The 18,273-nt window shown below is 75.0% G+C and carries 13 protein-coding genes and 1 pseudogene; 2 read left to right on the top strand and 12 right to left on the bottom strand.

Going from position 1 to position 18,273, the window contains the following annotated elements; all coding sequences use genetic code 11:
- Positions 1-234 precede the first annotated feature (234 nt).
- Entirely contained in the window at positions 235-2,016 is a 1,782-nt protein-coding gene (locus AB0M46_RS16815) for an ABC transporter ATP-binding protein (protein WP_363336812.1), read from the bottom strand.
- Positions 2,013-2,570 (bottom strand): TlpA disulfide reductase family protein, encoded by a 558-nt coding sequence (locus AB0M46_RS16810; RefSeq protein ID WP_363336810.1) that lies wholly within the window; start codon positions 2,568-2,570, stop codon positions 2,013-2,015. Before AB0M46_RS16810 ends, AB0M46_RS16815 begins: the two co-directional genes overlap by 4 nt.
- Before the next feature lie 148 nt (positions 2,571-2,718).
- Here AB0M46_RS16810 and AB0M46_RS16805 point away from each other — a divergent pair, with 148 nt between their 5' ends.
- Positions 2,719-2,907: a hypothetical protein gene (locus tag AB0M46_RS16805; protein ID WP_363336808.1), complete on the top strand. Its 189-nt coding sequence runs from the start codon at positions 2,719-2,721 to the stop codon at positions 2,905-2,907.
- A gap of 252 nt (positions 2,908-3,159) precedes the next feature.
- On the opposite strand, the gene AB0M46_RS16800 is transcribed toward AB0M46_RS16805, so the two are convergent.
- The 3 genes from AB0M46_RS16800 to AB0M46_RS16790 all read right to left on the bottom strand — a co-directional run bounded on the left by AB0M46_RS16800 (position 3,160) and on the right by AB0M46_RS16790 (position 5,539).
- Positions 3,160-4,749, bottom strand: a complete 1,590-nt coding sequence (locus AB0M46_RS16800; protein WP_363336806.1) for a BTAD domain-containing putative transcriptional regulator — start codon at positions 4,747-4,749, stop codon at positions 3,160-3,162.
- A gap of 143 nt (positions 4,750-4,892) precedes the next feature.
- Positions 4,893-5,321 carry a signal peptidase I gene (gene lepB / locus AB0M46_RS16795; RefSeq protein WP_363336804.1) on the bottom strand — a complete coding sequence of 143 codons (429 nt, stop codon included), beginning with the start codon at positions 5,319-5,321 and terminating at the stop codon, positions 4,893-4,895.
- On the bottom strand, positions 5,321-5,539 hold the full coding sequence (locus tag AB0M46_RS16790) for a hypothetical protein (RefSeq protein ID WP_363336802.1): 219 nt from the start codon (positions 5,537-5,539) through the stop codon (positions 5,321-5,323). Before AB0M46_RS16790 ends, lepB begins: the two co-directional genes overlap by 1 nt.
- A 105-nt stretch (positions 5,540-5,644) precedes the next feature.
- On the opposite strand from AB0M46_RS16790, the pseudogene AB0M46_RS16785 reads away from it, so the two are divergent.
- A pseudogene (locus tag AB0M46_RS16785) lies at positions 5,645-5,845 on the top strand (LD-carboxypeptidase); the annotation flags it as partial.
- 43 nt (positions 5,846-5,888) lie between these two features.
- Here the strand turns inward: AB0M46_RS16785 and AB0M46_RS16780 are convergent.
- The 7 genes from AB0M46_RS16780 to AB0M46_RS16750 all read right to left on the bottom strand — a co-directional run.
- Complete coding sequence (locus tag AB0M46_RS16780) at positions 5,889-7,400, bottom strand: vWA domain-containing protein (RefSeq protein WP_363336800.1); 1,512 nt, start codon at positions 7,398-7,400, stop codon at positions 5,889-5,891.
- Positions 7,397-10,063, bottom strand: a complete 2,667-nt coding sequence (locus AB0M46_RS16775; RefSeq protein WP_363336798.1) for a hypothetical protein — start codon at positions 10,061-10,063, stop codon at positions 7,397-7,399. The genes AB0M46_RS16780 and AB0M46_RS16775 overlap by 4 nt, the downstream gene beginning before the upstream one ends.
- A gap of 52 nt (positions 10,064-10,115) precedes the next feature.
- Positions 10,116-12,761 carry a hypothetical protein gene (locus AB0M46_RS16770; RefSeq protein WP_363336796.1) on the bottom strand — a complete coding sequence of 882 codons (2,646 nt, stop codon included), beginning with the start codon at positions 12,759-12,761 and terminating at the stop codon, positions 10,116-10,118.
- A gap of 8 nt (positions 12,762-12,769) precedes the next feature.
- Positions 12,770-14,143: a hypothetical protein gene (locus AB0M46_RS16765; protein WP_363336794.1), complete on the bottom strand. Its 1,374-nt coding sequence runs from the start codon at positions 14,141-14,143 to the stop codon at positions 12,770-12,772.
- Positions 14,144-14,171: 28 nt separating this feature from the next.
- On the bottom strand, positions 14,172-15,725 hold the full coding sequence (locus tag AB0M46_RS16760; RefSeq protein WP_363336792.1) for a hypothetical protein: 1,554 nt from the start codon (positions 15,723-15,725) through the stop codon (positions 14,172-14,174).
- Positions 15,722-17,710, bottom strand: coding sequence for an AAA family ATPase (locus tag AB0M46_RS16755; RefSeq protein ID WP_363336791.1), 1,989 nt, complete (start codon positions 17,708-17,710; stop codon positions 15,722-15,724). Before AB0M46_RS16755 ends, AB0M46_RS16760 begins: the two co-directional genes overlap by 4 nt.
- On the bottom strand, positions 17,707-18,273 hold a 567-nt coding region (locus AB0M46_RS16750; RefSeq protein ID WP_363336789.1), incomplete at its 5' end, for a hypothetical protein. The genes AB0M46_RS16750 and AB0M46_RS16755, both read right to left, overlap by 4 nt.

Raw genomic sequence — 18,273 nt, 5'->3', positions numbered from 1 at the left:
TGAAGCGAGACGATCGCGGCGGAATCCTGGTCGAGGTGCTGATCGCGGCGTCGGTGGCTTCACTCGTGGACGCTCGGTAGGTGGCCGTGCGCCGGCCGGGCAGGGCGGCGCCCAGTGCGATGGTCCTCAGCCTGTCTGGGCGCCGCCACCGACGTCGATTCTGCACTCCGCGCCGTGGCGCCGCGCCGAGGAGCTCGGCGACAGCGGCCCTGCGGCCACGCCGGGCCGCGGTGCCTACTGCACGGCTTCGAGCTGGTAGCCGCCGGCCTGGGTGCGGAACAGGGCGGCGTAGGCGCCGTCCAGGGTCATCAGCGCGTCGTGGGTACCCTGCTCGGCGATGACGCCGCCGTCGAGCACCACGATGCGGTCGGCGGCGCGGACCGCGTTGAGGCGGTGCGAGATCAGCAGGCTGCTGCGGCCCTCGCGCAGCCGGCGCAGGCTCTGGTGGATCAGGTGCTCGGCGGCCGCGTCCAGGCCGGCCGACGGCTCGTCCAGGATGAGCAGGTCGGCGCCGCCGCGCAGGACCGCGCGGGCGATCGCGAGGCGCTGCCACTGGCCGCCGGAAAGCACCACGCCGGCCGTGGGGTCGTCGGTGGGCTCGTAGACGCGGCTCAGCATGGTCCGGTAGCCGCGCGGGAGGGCCGACAGGGTGTCGTCCAGGTCGACCTCGGCCGCGGCCGCGCGCAGGCGCGGCTCGTCGCCCAGCGCGCCGAGGTCGCCGAGCGCGATGTTCTCGGCGGCGCTCAGCTCGTAGCTCATGTAGTCCTGGAACACCACGCCGACGCGGCGGCGCAGCTGCGCCACATCGCAGGCGGCCAGGTCGACGCCGTCCCAGGTGATGGTGCCCCGGGTCGGCTCGTAGAGCCGGCAGATCAGCTTGACCAGGGTCGACTTCCCGGCGCCGTTGAGCCCGACGAGCGCCACCGACTCGCCGGCCGGGATGGTCAGGTCGACGCCGCGCAGCACCCAGTCGTGCTCGGGGTGGTAACGGAACCACACGTCGCGCAGCACGATCGCGCCGCGCAGCGCGGGCAGGTCGCCGGGGGCCGCGACGGCCGGCTCGGCGACGGTGGTGACGTGCCGGTAGTGGCCGAAGAGCAGCAGGAACTCGTTGACCGTGGCGATGTCGGTGACGATGCCGGCCAGCCCGCTCTGCACGCCGGCCAGCGCGGCGATCAGCACCGCCATGTCGCCCACGCTGCCGTGGCCGGCGGCGATCCGCCCGACGTGGACGAGCAGCGCCGCGGCCGAGACCGCGCCGGTCAGCAGGGACAGCAGGCCGTTGACGCCCAGGGTGGCCCGGTCCAGGCCGCGCTCGCCCGCCTGGGCCTGGGACAGTTCGCCGAGCATCCGGCCGCGCAGGAAGGCGCCGAGGCCGAAGAGGCGGATCTCCTTGGCCGCCCGGGTGTCCAGCAGCAGCATCGAGTAGAACATCTGTCGGCGCAGGTTCGGCGTGATCCGCAGGCTGGTGTCCACGCTGCGGCGGGACAGGCGCAGCTGGGCCCACAGCATCGGCAGGGCCGAGAACAGCACCAGGGCGGCGACGGCGGGAGCGGCGACGACCAGCGTGGCCAGGAAGGCGGCGACGAGCAGGCCGGACTGGGCCAGGCCGAAGAACGCGCCGACGAGCTGCTGCGGGCCGCCCTGGCCGACGCGCTGGGCCAGGCGCAGCCGATCCTGGAACTGCGGGTCCTCGAGCTCGGCCAGGCCGGGGCGGCGGGCCAGCGCGGTGAACAGGTCGGCCTGGGTGCGCAGGGTGACCCGGCGGGCGATTTCCTGGTCGGCGTACCGCGACACGTGCTGCAGTACCGCGAAGAGCGCCCCGCTGGCGGCCAGGCCAGCCGTGGCCAGCCAGGCGCCGGACGCGCGGTGGGCGACGAGCTGGTTGATCAGCTCGCGGGTGAGCCAGGCGCTCAGCACCGGGATCAGGCCCGCCGCGGCCGCCGTCGCCACCCGCAGCGCCAGCGGCCCCGGGGCGGCCCGCGCGTAGAGGCCGAGGGCGGGGCGCAGGTTCATCCCGCCACTCCTGCGGGCAGGACCGGATTGCGCAGCGCCTCCATGCCGTGGCCGCTCACCACGATGCTGCGGTCGGGGCTCACGACGTACACGGTCGGGAAGGTACTGGTGCCGAAGGCGGCGGCGAGCGCGCCCGGGCGCGGCTCGGTCACCACCCGGGACACGCCGGCCAGCGCGGCCGCCTTGACGGAGCCCTCGCCCTCCTCGCCGACGAGCACGGCCACCACCCGGGAGCGGCCACCGGGCAGCGAGGCGGCGTAGTCGACGAAGTCGGGCAGCATCTGCTCGCAGGGCGCGCACGTGGTGGAGAAGAAGCCGACGACCGTGCCGTCGGGGTCGTCCAAGGCGATCCGCTCGCCCGCGGTCGAGACGGCCTCGAAGGCCGGGACGGTGGCGCCGACCGGCAGGGCCCCGCCCCCGCCGCCCGCGCCCGCCGCGAGCAGCGCCAGCTGCTCGGTGTGCTCCCGCAGGCGGCGCACCACCCCGACGGTGAGCAGCAGGTCGAGCAGGCACAGCAGGCCAACGAGCGCTACGGCGGCAACGAGGAACGGCATGGGCGGCACGTTATGCGCGGTGGATACACCGGGCGCACGCGGCCGATATACCGGACCGGTCGCGGGTGTGCAGGAAAACACTCGTCGATGTACGCGCCGTGGCTACGGTCGCCGCGTCCCGTTTCCCTCAGCTGCAAGGAGACAGACCATGTCGATCACCTCGCTGGCCGACCGGATGCTCGCGAAGGTCGCGCCGAAGAAGACCGCCGCGGCCTGCGGCGGCTGCACCACCTCGGGGCCGTACTCCGGCCCGTGCCAGGGCGGCTACGGCTACTACCGCTGCTGCCAGTACTGGGTCGCCGCGGCCTGCAAGACCGTCTGCAACTTCGTCTGCTGAGGCAGGCACCGGCTTCTGAGGCAGGCACCGGCGCCGCGGCGGCTCCCTTCCCCAGGGACCGCCGCGGTCGTCGGGCGGCCACCAAACCAGGTCCCCTCGGGGCACCCCAGCGGTCGTCACGCGGCCGCAAACCAGGCCCCCTCGGGGCACCCCAGCGGTCGTCACGCGGCCGCAAACCAGGCCCCCTCGGGGCACCCGCAGCGGTCGTCACGCGGCCGCAAACCAGGCCCCCTCGGGGCCTCGCCGCGGTCGTCAGGCGGCCGCGGACCGGTACGAGATGCGCAGGTCGCCGCAGGCCAGCGCGCGCTGGTGGCGGCGCTCGTGCACCAGCTGCGCGGCGAGACGCTCCAGCGGTACCTCGGGCGCGCAGGCCAGCCGGGCCGCCACGATGCGCAGGGCGAGCGGCAGCCCGCCGCACAGGTCCACGAGGGTGCGCAGCGACTGCTCGGCGCCGTCGACGTCCGCGATGGTGGCCAGCAGCCGGGCCGCGTCGCGGTCGCTGAGCGGTGCCACCTCCACGTGCGCCGTGGCGTCGAGCGCGGCCAGCTTGCGCGCGCTGGTGATGATGACCGCGCTGCCGCTGCTGGCGCTCAGCAGCGGGCGCACCTGGGCCTCGTCGGCGGCGTTGTCGAGCAGGATGAGCAGCCGCCGGTCGGCCGAGGCCGAGCGGAAGCGGGCCGCCGCCTCGTCCACGCCGCTGGGCACCTGCCCCGCGGGCGTGCCCAGGGCGCGCAGGAACCGGCCGAGGATCCCCGCGATGCCGGTGGCCGGGTTGATCACGACGGCCGCGCGCACGTCGGCGTACAGCTGCCCGTCCGGGAACAGCGCAATGAGCTCCGTCGCGGCGCGGACGGCCACCGCCGAGGCGCCCACCCCGCCCGGCCCGTGGATCGCCACGACGGCCGGCACGCCGGCCGGGCCGCCGTCCTCCCCGCAGCGCGCCGCGACGGTGGCCACGACGGAGGCGACCTCGCGATCGCGGCCGATCAGGGCCGGCGCGGCGACCGGGAGCTCGCGCGGGGTCCACATGGCGGCCACCGGGCGCACGCTCGCCGCCGGGCGGCGCTCCGCGCGCGGGTAGGCGGCCGGGCGCCCCAGCGCGGGGTCGCGGGCCAGCACCGCCTGGTGCAGCCGGACCAGGTCGGGACCGGGCTCGACCCCGAGGTCCTCGATGAGCACCGTGCGGGCGCGCTGGAAGGCGGCGAGCGCCGCGCCGATATCGCCGACGCGGTACAGCGCCAGCACGAGATGGCCCCAGAGGCGCTCGCGCAGCGGATGGGTCTCGGTGAGCCGGCGCAGGTCGGCGATGAGGTCGGCGTCGTCGTGGGCCTGCTGCCGCGCGTTGATCCACTCCTCGACGACGGCGAGCCGCTGCTCGTCCAGGGCGGACAGGCGCCGGTCGAGGTACCGCGACCGCGGCACGTCCTCCCCCGCCGCGCCCTGCCACAGGTCCAGCGCCTCCCGGAAGTAGCGGGCCGCCCGGTCGGGCTGGCCGGCGGTGAGCGTGGTGTACCCGGCGCCGGTGAGGTTGGCGAACACGGCCGTGTCCAGCTCGTCCTCGTCGGCCTCGATGAGGTACCCCGGATTGCGCCCCAGCACCCGGGGCCGGCGCCACTCGTCGACGATCGTGCCGCGCAGCCGGGACGCGTAGGTGCGGATGTTGGAGACCGCCGAGTTGGGTGGCTCGCCGTCCCATAACGCCTCGAGCAGCCGCTCCATGGGCACCACGTGGCCGCGGTCGAGCAGCAGGGTGACCAGCAGCGACCGCTGCTTGCTCGGCCCCAGCGGCAGGCTCTCCTCGCCGCGACAGGCACCAACCGGTCCCAGCAGTCGAAATTTCACGATTGCTCCCCGTATGCCGACAGATATTGCAGCGAAAATTGCAAGCCGTCGTTCAACATCTGATGCAAAGCTCGCAAACGGGCGTGAGAATGTAAAGACCCCGCCACCGGCTGGAAACATCGGTCGGGCATTGACGCCGGGCGCTACCGGCCCGCGGCAAGCCGGCGCACCATCACGCCGATGACCTGCGTCCCGTCGGCGTAGCCGCGCTGGCGGGAGTCGGAGCTCTGCACGCCGTCGCCGACGATCACGAGCTTGCCGGCGGGCACGGTCGCCTCCGCCACGCCGGCCAGGGCGGGCACGCTCGCGCGGGGCACCGGGTCGCCCGGCACCGCCACCGCGCGCTTGATGATCCCGTCGGCGGCCCGGCCGGGCGCGCCGAGGACGACGATGTCGCCGGCCCGGACTTGGCCGAGGCCGGCCCGGCGGGCCAGCACCCGGTCGCCGCTGAGCAGGGTCGGCTCCATGCTCGGCCCGCGGACGGTCACGACGAGGTACCGCACCCGGACCCACGCGACGGCCGCGGCCACCGCGAAGGCCGGCACCGTGAGCGCGACGAGCAGCGCGGCCATCAGCGGGTGTACGCCGGGCCGGCGGCGAAGAGGTCCACGATGCCGTCGGCCCGCACCACCAGCAGCCCGCCGACCGGCACCGCGGCCGGCGACACGGGGACCGGCACCAGCCCCGCGAGGGAGCGCCGCACGCCCGCCCGGTCGCGCAGCTTCGCCACCCCCGCCACCGCGAAGGTCAGGCAGAGCAGGACCCGGGCCCCGAACGCGACGTACCCCATACCGCCGCAGGTTATGAGGGGGCGGCACACGGCACGCACATCGTCGATACATCACCGCCCGCGGTCGCGGCTCTGCGCCGGCGGCCGGTCTCCGGCCTCGACCGCCGCCCGGACGCGGCCGAGCGGGCCCGGCTGCGCGCCGAGCAGCGCGACGTGGTGCTGGCGACGATCCAGCGGTACAACCCGGGGGCGGTCGTCTGCGCGGGCGTCCCCTTCGGCCGCACCCGGCCGCAGTGGATCCTGCCGCACGGCGGGACGATCACCGTCGACGGCGCCGCGCGGCGGATCGTCGCCGACTACTCCTGACCTGGCACCACGCGGCGGGGTCGCGAGCGATTCGCAGTCCCGCTCAGCGGGCCCGCTCGTCCATGACGTGCTCGAAGTTCACGCCGTTGATGAGCACCGTGCCGCGCGACGGCAGGCTGCTGACCTGGGTGTGCTCGGCGCGGCGGTACTTGATGACGTACTCCAGCCCCTCCCGGTTGGCAAAGCCGCGCGGCACCCGCTTGGCGATCACCTCGGCCTCGCCCTGCAGGCCCCGCCCCTCCAGGCGGGACTTGCGGCCGCTGAGCTCGAAGCGGGCCTGCTCCAGCCCGGTGGTGGTGTCCAGGGCGAGCAGCGTGCCGGACTGCCTCGGCCGGCGGGTCGCGAACAGCACGCCCAGCACCACCAGCAGGACCAGCACCAGCCCGGCGGCCACGCCCTGCACGATCCAGGTGCCGACCGAGGCGGTGGCCTCGACCCGGGCCGGCTGGACGGCCGGGGCGGCGGGCACGTTCAGCGCGATGTCGGGGGCCAGCGGCGCGGCCCAGTCCGACGCGACCGCGCCCTGCAGGCTCAGCGTGGCCGTCGCCGAGCGCTCCCGGTGGTACGGCACCGGGCCGGCGCCGGGCGCCCAGTGCAGGCGCAGGTCGAACGACTTGCTCTCGCCCGGGCGCAGGTCCACCCGGTCGGGCACGTCCCCGGTGAGCGTCGGGCCGCCGTCGGCCCGCACGGCGAGGCCGGTGACGGTCAGCGGCATCTTCGCCGCGTCCGAGCGCAGGGTCAGCTTCACGGCCGCGTCGCCGGAGCCGAGGTCGGCCCCGGCCGGGGCGGTCCAGGTGGCGGTCACGCCCTTGCCGACGTCGCCGGCCAGGGCCAGCCGCGCCTTCTCCACCCGGGTGCGCTGCTTGCTGCGGTCGAGGTACTCCCCCATGTCGGCGATCTGGTTCGGGTCCAGCGTGTCGGTGGACTTGAACACGAGGCCCAGCAGCGCCGCGCCGGTGGTGGCGGTGCGGGTGAGCGGCAGCGCGTAGCCGTGCACGGAGCCGGCCTTGAGCTTGCCGGCCCGGTCGGTGAGCGCCTTCCACGAGGGCGCGTCGGTGCTCACCGGGTACAGCGAGCCGGCCGGCGGCTCGTGGGCGCCGTCGGTGATCAGCACGACGGAGGCGACCGGGGAGGCATCGGCGCGCTCGAGCTCGTCGAGGGACTTGGCGAGGGCGGCCCCGATGTCCGTCGAGTTCTGGCTGGGCGTGTCCGGCAACGCGCCGATGATCCGGTCGGGGTCCCCGCCGCGCCCGATGTAGCGCGCCGTCGGGGTGTTGTCGAAGGTGTACACCGCCACGTGGTCGGTCCGGGTCAGCCCGGCGACGAACGTGCGCAGCGTGCTCTTCACGTTGCCGTAGAGGTTGTTCGTCGTCATCGACCCGGAGGTGTCGACGAGTATCACGTAGTCGGCCGGTACCCGGTCGACCTCGAGAAGGCCGAATATCTCGTCGCGCCCGGGCGCGGCGGCGGCGGGCCGTGCAAGCCCCGCCGCCGCGCCGAGCCCGACGAGGACGGCGAGGACCGCCCGCAGCGGCCGCGACAATTGCTGGTTCATGCTTGCTCCTCGGGAGTTGTTCCTCGTTCCCCACTGCCGCGTGCGCCCCGCCCGCGTTCCCCGTCGTTGCCGTCCCCGTTCGCGCCGACGCGCGGCCCCGCAGCCTCGAAGAGCCAGCGCAACGACGAGCGCTGCCGGCGGCCGGGTGGCGGCCGCTCCGGCGCGACGGGCGGTGGCGCCGCCCGGCCGGGCGGGACGGACGCAGGTGCGGCCCGGTCCGCCGCGGCGAGCACCTGCTGCAGCAGCGGGGCCATCCACCGGACGGCGGCGATGAAGTCCGGCGCGAACTCCCGCAGCGGACCGGCCGGATCGATGGCGCGGGCCTGGAGCGCCTCGCCGAACGCCTTGTGCCCGGCCCCGGCGTTCGGCGAGAGCCGCAGGTAGCCGATCAGGTCGATGACGGCGCTCTCGCGGCCGGGCCGCAGCCACGGCCGCAGCGCCTCCAGCACCTGCTCGTGGTGCAGCTCCGGCTGCTCGAGCAGCGACCAGAGCGTCTTGAGCACCTCCCGCGGCGGGGCGGCCGGATCGGCGCACACGCGGGCCAGGTCGGTCAGGCCCGCGAGCCACGGATCGATGGCGGCGCGCCATTCGGGGCTCAGTTCGAGCGAGGCGCGCTGGTCCGGATTGGCGGTGAGGTAGGTGCCGATGAGGCCGGCCGCCCACGGCCGCAGCGACGGCTCGATCCGGTCGACGACGGCGACCAGGTCGCGGGCCTCGGCTTCGTCGCCGATCCGGGCCGCGCGGGTGGTGAGCGCCTCCCGCAGCCGCTCGACCAGCCGCTCCTTCGCCGGCCGCAGCGCAGGGAAGCGCCACGCCTGCTGCATCCCGTCGAGATAGGGCTCGGGCAGGCCGCGCAGGGACAGCAGGGTCTCCGGCCGCTGGTCGCTCAGCAGCGCCAGCACGTCCAGCCGGCCGATGGCGTCGAGGTCCTTCTTCGGCCGCAGCTGGGCTCGCAGCGTCGCCAGGTGCCCGCGCAGCAGCGCCCGGCGCCGCTCGTCCGCCTCGCCGCCGCCCAGCCGCGCCGCCAGCCCGGCGAAGTCGCGCCAGTGCAGGCGGAACAGCTCGGCCAGCCGCTCGTGCTGTTCGGCGACGGCCAGCAGCGTGAGCACCGCGTCCGCCCCGCCCCCGCGCAGCGCGGCGAGGTCGGGCGGCGCGACGGCGGCGAGGTCGCCGCCCACCACGGCCACGATCGGCCGGGCCCACCGCGTGTCGTCGGTGACGAGCGACTCCCACAGGGCGAGCACCGGCGCGACGGCGCCGGGCCGCTTCATCAGGTGGGCCACCAGCTGGACGCCCGCCTCCGGGCGGCTCAGGAACCGGCGGTGCAGGTCGGGGTCGCCGGCGACCTCCGGGTCGAGGTGGGCGAGCAGCCCGACGTAGGCGGCGATGCCGGCCGGGCGGGGCTGTTGCACGACCTCGTCGGTGAGCAGGCCCACGAGCGCCCGGGCGGCGCCGGGCCGGGCGCCGGCCACCTCGGCCAGCCGGCGCAGGCCCTCCTGGTCACCGTCGGACAGCAGCGCGCGGGCCCGCTCAGCGAGCGCCCGGGTCACGGGCGGCGACCACAGCTCGGCGAGCGCGCGCCCCGCCGGGTCCGCCTCCGGGCCGGGCCGGGCGGCCCGGTCGACCAGGAACCCGCAGTACACCTGGCGCATCTCGTCGTCGTCGAGCCCCTCCAGGCCGAGGCGGCGCAGCACGTCGAGCACGTCGCCGAGGCCGGCCCGCCCGGCGCGGATCGCCTGCAGCACCGCCGCCGGCAGGTCCAGCCGCTGCAGCAGGCCGGCCACGTCGGCCGCGTCCCGGTTGCGCTCGGGCTCGCGCTGCGTCATGAGGTACTGCACGAGCTGCTCGACGCTGCGGCCCCGGCGCAGCAGGGCGGCCAGCGTGCGCAGGTAGGCCTCCGCCGGCGCGGTGCGCGGCGCGGGCACGGCCCACGTGTCCAGCGAAACCTCGCGCTGGCCCTCCGCCGCCCGCTCGGCGAACGTCAGCGAGATCCGGTGCCGGGCCCGGTGCCCGGCCCAGGTGGCCGCGGTGAGCTGGGCCCGGTAGCCGTACGGCAGCAGCGCGCAGACCGCGTCGAACAGCCGGATCCGCTCGACCACCGACGGGTACTGGCCGGCGGACGAGGTCAGCACCACCTGCGCGCCGTCCAGCAACAGCGCCGCGATCCCGGCGACGAACTCGACGCCGAGGCTCTCGATGTCGCGGACCAGGGTCGCGACGTCGAGCGGCGGCGGGGCGAGGCGCATGCGGTTGTCGCCGACGCCGGGCGGGCCGGTGTGCACGTCGCGCCAGCCCAGGTCGAACAGCGCGGCCGCCAGCCCGGTGTAGGTCAGCGCGCCGCGGGCGGCCCCGTCGAAGTCGGCGATCAGCAGCCGGGCCGGGGTGATCGGCCGGCCGGTGCCGTCGAGCTCGTCGCTCCAGCCGAACTCCATGAGCCCGAGCACCGGCCGGTCGCCGAGCCGCCCGGTGAAGCCGTACCACGGCAGGGCCTCGGGCCGCCCGGGCGCCGGGCCGTCCGCGGTGCCGGCCAGCAGCGTGCGGACGCACCGCTCCGCCGCGCCCGGGTCCATGCTGGCCGCGCAGATCTCGCTGTCCATGGTCCGGCCGGGCACCTTGCTCAACAGCGCCCAGTCCGCGATCACCGTCGGGGTGCCGACCGTCATCGCCGCCCCTACCCGCGCCGGCGGCCGGCACGCCGCCCCGACTGCTCGCGCGTCACAGCTGCTCCTCGCCGCCGGTGGAGCCGCCGAAGAACCCGAACCTCTTCTTCTTGCCCTTCTTGGGCTGCGGCGGGACCTGGGGCAGGGCCTGGTGCGGTACACGGGCCTGCTGCGACCAGGGCCGGTCGGCCAGGGCGGGCTGGGCGGACGGGGGCTGGTACCGGTCGACGGAGCGCCGCACCTCCTCCAGCACGCGGGTCATCGCCCGCACCTCGTTGTTGAAGTGCGGCGCGAACTGCCGCAGCGGGCCGCCCGGATTGGTGAGGCTGTCCAGCAGCACCTGGCCGAACTCCTCCTGCTGGGCGTCCCCCGACCACCGGAACGCCCGGATCAGCTGGATGGCGTCGACCTCGCGCCCGGGCTGCAGCCACGGCCGCAGCGCGTCCAGCACCTGCGCGTAGTCCACAACGGGCTCGTCCATCAGCGTCCTCAGCACGCTGACGACCTGGTGCAGGGTGCTGCCGGGGTCCGCGCACACGCGGGCCAGGTCCACGATGCGCCGCAGCCAGGGATCGATGAGCGCGGCCCAGTCCAGGCTGAGCTCGAGGGCATTGCGCTGCTCGATGTTCGTGCCCAGGTAGGCGCTGATCAGGGCGGCCGCCCGCGGGCGCAGCGACGGCTCGACCCGATCGACGACGCCCACCACGTCGTACACGTCCTCGTTGTCGCGCAGCTGGCCGCCCCGGGCGACCAGCGCGGCCTCCAGCTGCTGGACCAGGTACGGGCGAACCTGGTCCAGCACCTTGTTCCGCCAGAGCTGGCCCATCGCCGAGAGGAAGGCGGTCGGCAGCCTGGTCAGGTTCAGCACGCCCCACGAGTCCATCCCGGCCAGCATCAGCACCACGTCCAGCCGGCCGTGATCCTTGAAGTCCGCCGCCCGCAACCGGCCGACATCCGTGTAGAGCGCCGTGCGCAGCTCGATCAGGCGGGCGCGGAACGTCGCCCTGGACTCCTCGCTGCCGGTCAGGCGCAGCCGCTGCCCCAGGGTGGCGAGGGCGCCCGAGTGCACCTGGAACAGCGGCACGAGCCGGTCGTTGCGCGACGCGAGGGTCATCACGGTGAGGGTGGCCTCCGGCAGCAGCTCGTTGAGCCAGACGAAGTCCTCGCCGCTGGTGCTCGTCATCTCGCCGCGCGCGGCCGCGATGATCGGGCGGGCCCACCGCGTCTCGTCGCCGGTGGCGAGCGGCTCCCACCGCGCGAGCACCTGCTCGAGCGCGCGTGCGGTGCCGAACAGGCACAGCGCCAGCTCGATGCCCGCGGGCGCGTTGAGCAGGAACGTCCGGTGCACCTCCTCGTCGTTGCCGACGTCCGAGCTGAGCTGGGCCAGCACGGCGGTGTGGGCGGCGATGTCCTCCGGGCGCGGGTGCGCCGCGACCGCCGCGGTCAGCCGCCGGACGACCTGCTTCGCCGCGTCCGGCGGCAGGCCGGCGAGCAGCGCCGCCAGCCGGTCGAGGGCCGCCCGGTCGCCCGCGGTCAGGGCGGCGTAGAGCCGGTCGGTCAGCGCCGCCGCCACGTACGGCGACCACGCGCCGGCCAGGACCGTCCACGCCGGCGCCGCGTCCGCGCCGTCACGCACGACCTTGTCGAGCAGGTATCCGCAGTACCGCTGCCGCATGTGCTCGTCGTCGAGGCCCTCGAAACGGAAGCGGTCCAGCACGGCGGCGACCTCGCCGAGGTCGGCCCGCCCGTCCTCGATCGCCCGCAGGACCAGGCCCGGCAGGTCCATCCGCTGCAGCAGGTCGACCGCGTCGGCCGGGCCGCGACACAGGTCGAGCTGGGTCTGCGCGGCGAGGTGCTGCGCGATCTGCGTGACGGTCTTGCCCTTCTTCAGCAGCCCGGCCAGCACCCGCGCGTAGGCCTGCGCCTCGTCGCTCTGCGGCTGCGGCATGGCCCGGCCGTCCAGCGGCACCTCGACCTGGCCGGTCGCCGCCCGCTCGGCGAACGTCAGGGAGATCCGGTGCCGGGCCCGGTGGCTGGCCCACGTGGCCGCGCTGAGGTAGTGCCGGTAGGCGTACGGCAGCAGGGCGTACACCGCGTCGAGGATCCGCAGCCGCTCGGCCACCGCCGGGTACTGGTGCTCGGCCGCCGTGAACACGATCTGCGCGCCGTCGAGCACGAGCGCGGCGACGGTGCCGACGAAGTCCACCCCGAGGCGCTCGACGTCGGCGGCCGGGGCGTCGGCCGCGCCGAGGATGAGCCGCATCGGGCGGTCCCCGATGCCGGGCGGGCCGGCGTGGATGTCACGCCAGCGAATCTCGAACAGCGCCGCGGCCAGCCGGGTGCACGTCAGCGACTCCCGGGCCGCGCCGGCGTGATCGGCCACCAGCAGCCGGGCGGGCGTGATCGGCTGCCCGGTGAAGTCGCGCTCCTCGCTCCAGCTCAGCTCCATGAGCGCGAAGGCCGGGCGGTCGCCGAGCCGCCCGGTGAAGCCGTACCACGGCAGCGCCTCCGGCCGGCCCTCGGCCCGGCCTTCCGGCGTGCCGGCCAGCACCGAGCGGATGCAGCGCTCGGCCAGAGCCGCGTCCATGCTGGCCGCGCGGATCTCGTAGTCCATCTTCCGGCCGGGCACCTTGCTGTACAGCGCCCAGTCCGTGACCACCGTGCCCCGGCGCTCGGCCGAGGCGAGGGGCATGTGTGACATGTGCGGACCTACCGGCGCCCGGCGCGGATGCGCTGCTCGAGGAAGATGAGCGGCTCGAGCACGTTGATCGGGCGCGGGCGGTCCCGGACCTCGTCGCGCTGGCCGGCCCGCTGCACGACGTTGCTGAAGTCACGGAAGTCGAAGATCTGGTTGTGGTTGAGCCGGAAGCCGACGGACGACGTGGCGAAGTACTGGATGCGGTCGGGCAGGAAGTGCGCCCGCAGCCCCTCCTGCACCATGCCCGCGGACCCGCCGAGCACCCGGGCGCAGACCCAGTCGAAGAACTCCTGCGAGCGCTCCTGCGGCACGCGCGGCAGCCGATGGCCGTCCGAGTCCTGGGTGACCAGGTCGGTCTGGGTCACCAGCCGGCGAAAGAAGTTCTCGTCGTCGAACTTGGTCACGCACACGGCGATGGCGTGCGGCAGGCGGCCCTTCACCAGCCGGCCCTCCGCGGCCATCCGGGCGGTGAGCAGCTGCAGGGCGCCGTAGAAGTACTGAAAGCTGTCGTCGCCGTCGCGCTTGCCCTCCATGACCGGGTCGACGAGGTAGATCAGCCCGTTGGAGTTGGCGAGGTGGTCCAGCGCCTCCGGGTCGACGTTGTTGGAGCGGTAGTACTGGCCCGGCGGGTCGTAGAGGTCCAGCGTGAAGCTCACGTCGGTCTGGCGCCGCACGCCGATGGAGCGCAGGATCGAGTTGAACCCGCCGGGCGGTGGCGTGCCGTGGAAGGTCCAGCTGATGCCGTCCATGCTCGTCGTGCTCGCCGGGAAGTGCCGGTCCCCCGCAAGCTGGCTCACGCTCGCGTTGAGGAACTGCGCGGCGACCTCGTTGGTGCCGGCCACGACCCACGTACCGTGACGGCCCTGCATCGCCGCCAGCGGCAGGGCGGCCAGGTAGGTGCTCTTGCCCGACCGGCCGGAGCCCCACAGCCCGATGCGGACCAGCGAGTCGCCGCGGGCACCACCCTGGCCGGGGATGGGCAGCGGCATCGGGTCGGCCATGCTCCGCGAAGGGATCGGTGCCGGGCTGTCCGACTGCAGGTTCGGCAGGCTGATCCGCAGCCCGTCGTTCGGCGGCGACTGGCGGGGCACCGAGGTGGCCGGCGGCGGCGTGTAGGAGGGCGGCACGGAGCTGGCGGGCGGCGCCGAGGTCACCGGCGGCACCGTGGCGGCCGGCGGGGTGGTGGCCGTGCGGGGGGTGCCGCCGTTGGCCGGCGGGGCCGTCGCGGCGGCGAACGGGTTCTGCCGGTCGGCGGAGGCGTTCGGGCGCGCCGCCGACTGGTTCGGGCGGTCCGCGGCCGCGGCGAAAGGGTTCTGGGTCGTCGGCTCCGGCGGGTCGTAGGACGGGCGCGGGTCGTCGGCGTATGGGTCCTGCGGCGTGGTCATCGACGCTCCTCGTATCTCGTTCGGTACTTCACGCGCCAAGGCTCTGGCGCATCACGGCGACGGCCACCTCGAGGCCGACCTTCTCGGCGACGTCGAGGATCCAGCGCCCCGCCCCCGCCAGGAAGCCGCGCACCCCGGCCTCGTCGCCGCGCTTCGCCGCTGCCGTTGCCTGACGGACGAGTTCGACGGACTCCAGCTCACGGGGGCTGCGGGGGCCGGCGCCGAGCACCTCCGCGAGGTCCTCGAGCTGGCGGGCCAGCACCCGCAGGTCAGTCCCGGCGGCCTGCGGCTGGTGCTGGACCTGGTGGACCGGGCCGACCCGGTTGTGGCTGCCCAGGGCGCCGGCGACGTTCACCGGGCCGTTGAAGTGGTTGGTGTCGCCCATCGTGGTCTCCCGTCGGTTCTCGGCTGCGGCGTTCGCGCTCGCGATGACTTGGATGTTGCTCAGCTGGCTGCGGTGCAGGGACTCGCGCAGGTCGTCGATCTCGGCGCGCAGGCGGCGGTCGCGCTCGAGGCGGCGCATGGCGCCCTGCAGCAGAAAGTCGTGGCTGGTGCTGTCGGGCCGCTGGGCCAGCACGCCGACGTGCAGGTTACGAAGGCCCAGGCGGGACATGGTGGCCCAGTGCTCCCGGGCGGTCCGGATGCCGGACACCGCCGCGTCCCAGTCGGCGCGGTCCATCGCGGTCTCGGCGCCGGCCAGGTGGACCCAGCCGCGCACGTACTCCAGCTCCATCTGCCGCAGCGCGACCATGTTGCGGTTGGGCCCGGCGGCGCGGGCGGCCAGGATCGAGGTCTCGAACGACTGCACGGCCGCGCGGCCGTTGTCGATCACCTCCAGGAACCGGCCGTCCTGGGCGGCCTGGAGCATGTCGTTGACCGCGCCGAGGGTGGTGACGTCGACCAGCGCCGAGGTCAGCTCGCGCACCACCTCGGCGAGGATGGTGCGAAACGGCTCCTCCGGCTCCTCGATTTCATGAGCGTCGGCGAGCAGCTCCTCGTAGACCACCCGCACCTCGTCCAGTGCGTCGTGCGCGCCGCGGTAGCTGCCGATGCGGCTCTCGGCGATGGCGGAGTACAGCGTGAGGTGGGCCAGACCGATGCGCCGGCGCAGCTCGCCGACCCCCGCCTGGGGCAGCTCGCTGTCGGCCAGGGCGCCGTAGTACTCCAGCGACTCCCTCATCAGCTGGGCCGCCCCGTCGAGGTCGCTGGCCAGCCGCCGGGCCTCGGCCAGGTTGATCAGCCGGGCGCCCTCCACGATGAGGATCAGGCCGTCGGCGAGGTCGCGCCACTGCGCCAGGTCGCGCGACTCCTCGCAGTCGTCGTCGTTGATCCGCAGCCGCTCCCGCTCGGCGATGCGCCGCAGCGTGCGGTTGAGCTCCAGCACCTGGTCGAGCAGGCCGACCGCCTCGTGGTGCTCGCAGTTGGCGGTCAGCGCCGCCGAGTGGCCCAGGAGCAGGTTCTCCAGCGTGGTCTCGGCCTCGGCGTAGGCGCGGAACTGCCCGGCGTCGAGCTCGTCGAGGCTCTCGAAGCGGGCGATCTCGGCGATGAGCAGCTGCGGGTCGGGCTCCTCCGGGGCGGTCACGGGTGCTCGCCTTCGCCGATTTCCCCGGGGTACCGCTGGATCCCGAACGGCGGCGAGGAAGCCGTGCGGTGCACGAGGATGCGCGTGCCCGGCCCGGGGGCGTTGGCCATGATCCAGCGGTTGAGCGGCACGCGGATCCACTGCTCCAGCAGCGGGTCGCGGATCGGGCGGGCGCCCAGGGCGGCGCCGCTGGTCATGACGTGCTCGACGATCGCGCGGTGGATCGCCGGGGCGTCGAAGACCAGCTCGTAGCCGCGCGCGGCGGCCGACGCGGTGATCTGGCCCAGGAACTTGTCGGTGATGCTGCGGATGACCTGCTCGCGCAGGATGTCGAAGACGACCACCCCGCTGCCGAGGCGGCCCAGCAGCTCGGGGCGCTGCAGGTCCTCGGTGAAGAAGCGGCCCACGGCCTGGTGGAAATGCTCCTGCACGAACTGGTACGGCGGCACCCCGCCCGGATGCGAGCGGTGCAGGGTGGCGGCGCCCTGGTTCGAGGTGAAGATGACGATCGAGTGGGAGAAGTACGCCGTGCGGCCGTGCCCGTCGGTCAGCCGGCCGTCGTCGATGATCTGCAGGAACTTGTCGAAGACCTTGCGGTGGGCCTTCTCGATCTCGTCGAACAGGATCACGCTGAACGGCCGCTCCCGCACCCAGTTGGTGAGCACGCCGCCCTGCTCATGGCCGACGAACCCGGGCGGCGCGCCGGTGAGCCGCTCGCTCGCGTGCTCCTGGCTGAACTCGCTCATGTCGAAGCGGCGCAGCGCCGACTCGTCGTCGAAGACCAGCTCGGCGATCGCCTTGGCCAGCTCCGTCTTGCCCACGCCGGTCGGGCCGACGAAGAAGAACACACCCTTGGGCCGGTTGCCGGTCTCCGCGTCGCCGGCCACGAAGTCGACCCCGACGCGGGCGTTGACCAGCACGTCGGCGACCGCGCGCACGGCCGCCGGCTGGCCCATGACCCGGGCGCCCAGCATCTGCTCGGCCTGCCGGACCTTGTCGATGTCCAGCTGCTCCCACGGGTCGTCGCGCACGCCGAAGCGGTGCCGGGCGACCAGCCGTCGCGGCGCGCCCGGGCCGATGCCGGTGAGCCGCGAGGTGACCTCCAGCGTCTGGATGTCCCGCACGGTCATGCCGTCGGTGAGGTTGGCCAGGGTGGCGACGGCCTGGTGCAGTACCGCCGCGGGGGCCTCGACGGCCCGGTGGAAACGCCCGATCTGCCCGGCCAGCACGTCGGCGCGCTCGGCCGGGCCGGGCCGCTCGGCGAGCACGGCCGCGACGTCCGGCCGCTCGGTGAGCCAGGCCGGCAGCTCGCCGAGGTCGCGCACCACCAGCACGACGACGTTGCGCAGGCCCGGGCCGCACGGCGCGACGGCCGCCTCGGTGAGCATGTGCCGCAGGTGCGCGACGTTGGCGCGGTGGTGCTCGTCGAGCTGCCCGGCGGCGCCGACGATGAGGTCGGCCGAGTCGATGACCATCGCCACCGGGGCCTCGGTCTGGGTCATCAAACGGCGGATCGCGCCCAGCGCGTCGGGCGTCGTGCGCGGCTGGGCCGGGGGCGCGGTGCGGATCGCCCGCTGCAGGCTCTCGTCGGCGCGCGCCACCCTGTCCGCCCTGCCTGCGTCCTCGCGGCCCGCGCCGGCCGGTGGGGCGGCCGCGAACGGGTTCCAGGCCTGACGCGACGACGACTGGGCCGGGACGGGCTCGGGCGCGGGCGGCACGGGCGCGGCGGTCAGCGGCTCGGCGGTGCCGCGCATGGCCTCGTCGCGGTACGTGATGCCGTCCACCAGGCTGTAGCGGCCCACGGCGCGGTAGCCGGTCATGGTGAGGAACTCGCCGAGCACCGCGGCCAGCGGCTCGTAGCGGTTGTTCCACCGCACCACGTCGTCGACGTTGCCGTGCACGATGAGATGGCGGTGGCGCTGCAGCTCCTGGTAGGCGCGCACCAGCCACGGGGCGGCGCGCAGGCCCTCGGCGGCGGCGGTCACGCGGCGCCCCGCGCGGTGCGGCCCTGTTGCCCGGTGTGGCCCTGTTGTCCTGGCGGCACGGCCCGGCCGGCCGGCGGCGGGCGGTCCGGGTCGTCGGCGTCGTCCCAGCGCACCGCGCCCGGCTCGAAGCCGTCGCCGCGGGTCTCCTCGCTGAGCCGCTCGATGATGTCCAGCAGCGGCGCGCACGAGCGCCCGGGCTCGCCCGCGGCGACCTCGCCGGCCATCGCGTCGGTGGTGTAGAGCACCTCGGTGCGCGCGTCGGGGTTGTCCCGCACGAGCACGGCGAAGGCCTGGCCGGCGTGGCCGTACGCGCGCAGCTCCAGGGCGCCGTCCGCGCCCTCGCGGTAGCTGGCCGGGTCGACCTGGAAGCCGGTGCCGGGCAGCGCGGCGACGATCGACTGCAGCACCTCGCGGCGCTCCACGATGCGGTCGCAGAGGTCGTCGAGGCCGCGCTCGGCCGCCTCCAGCGCCCCGTGGAGCGGCCCGGCCGCGGCCCGGACCGCCTCGAGCTCGCCCCGCCGCGCGGCCGCCTGCAGCCCCTCCACGGCCTGGCGGGCGTCCTC

The sequence above is a fragment of the Dactylosporangium sp. NPDC051485 genome, from assembly GCF_040682015.1.
Taxonomy (GTDB): domain Bacteria; phylum Actinomycetota; class Actinomycetes; order Mycobacteriales; family Micromonosporaceae; genus Dactylosporangium.
Note: the sequence above shows the minus strand (reverse complement) of the source record. Positions and strands in the feature narration are given on the sequence as shown.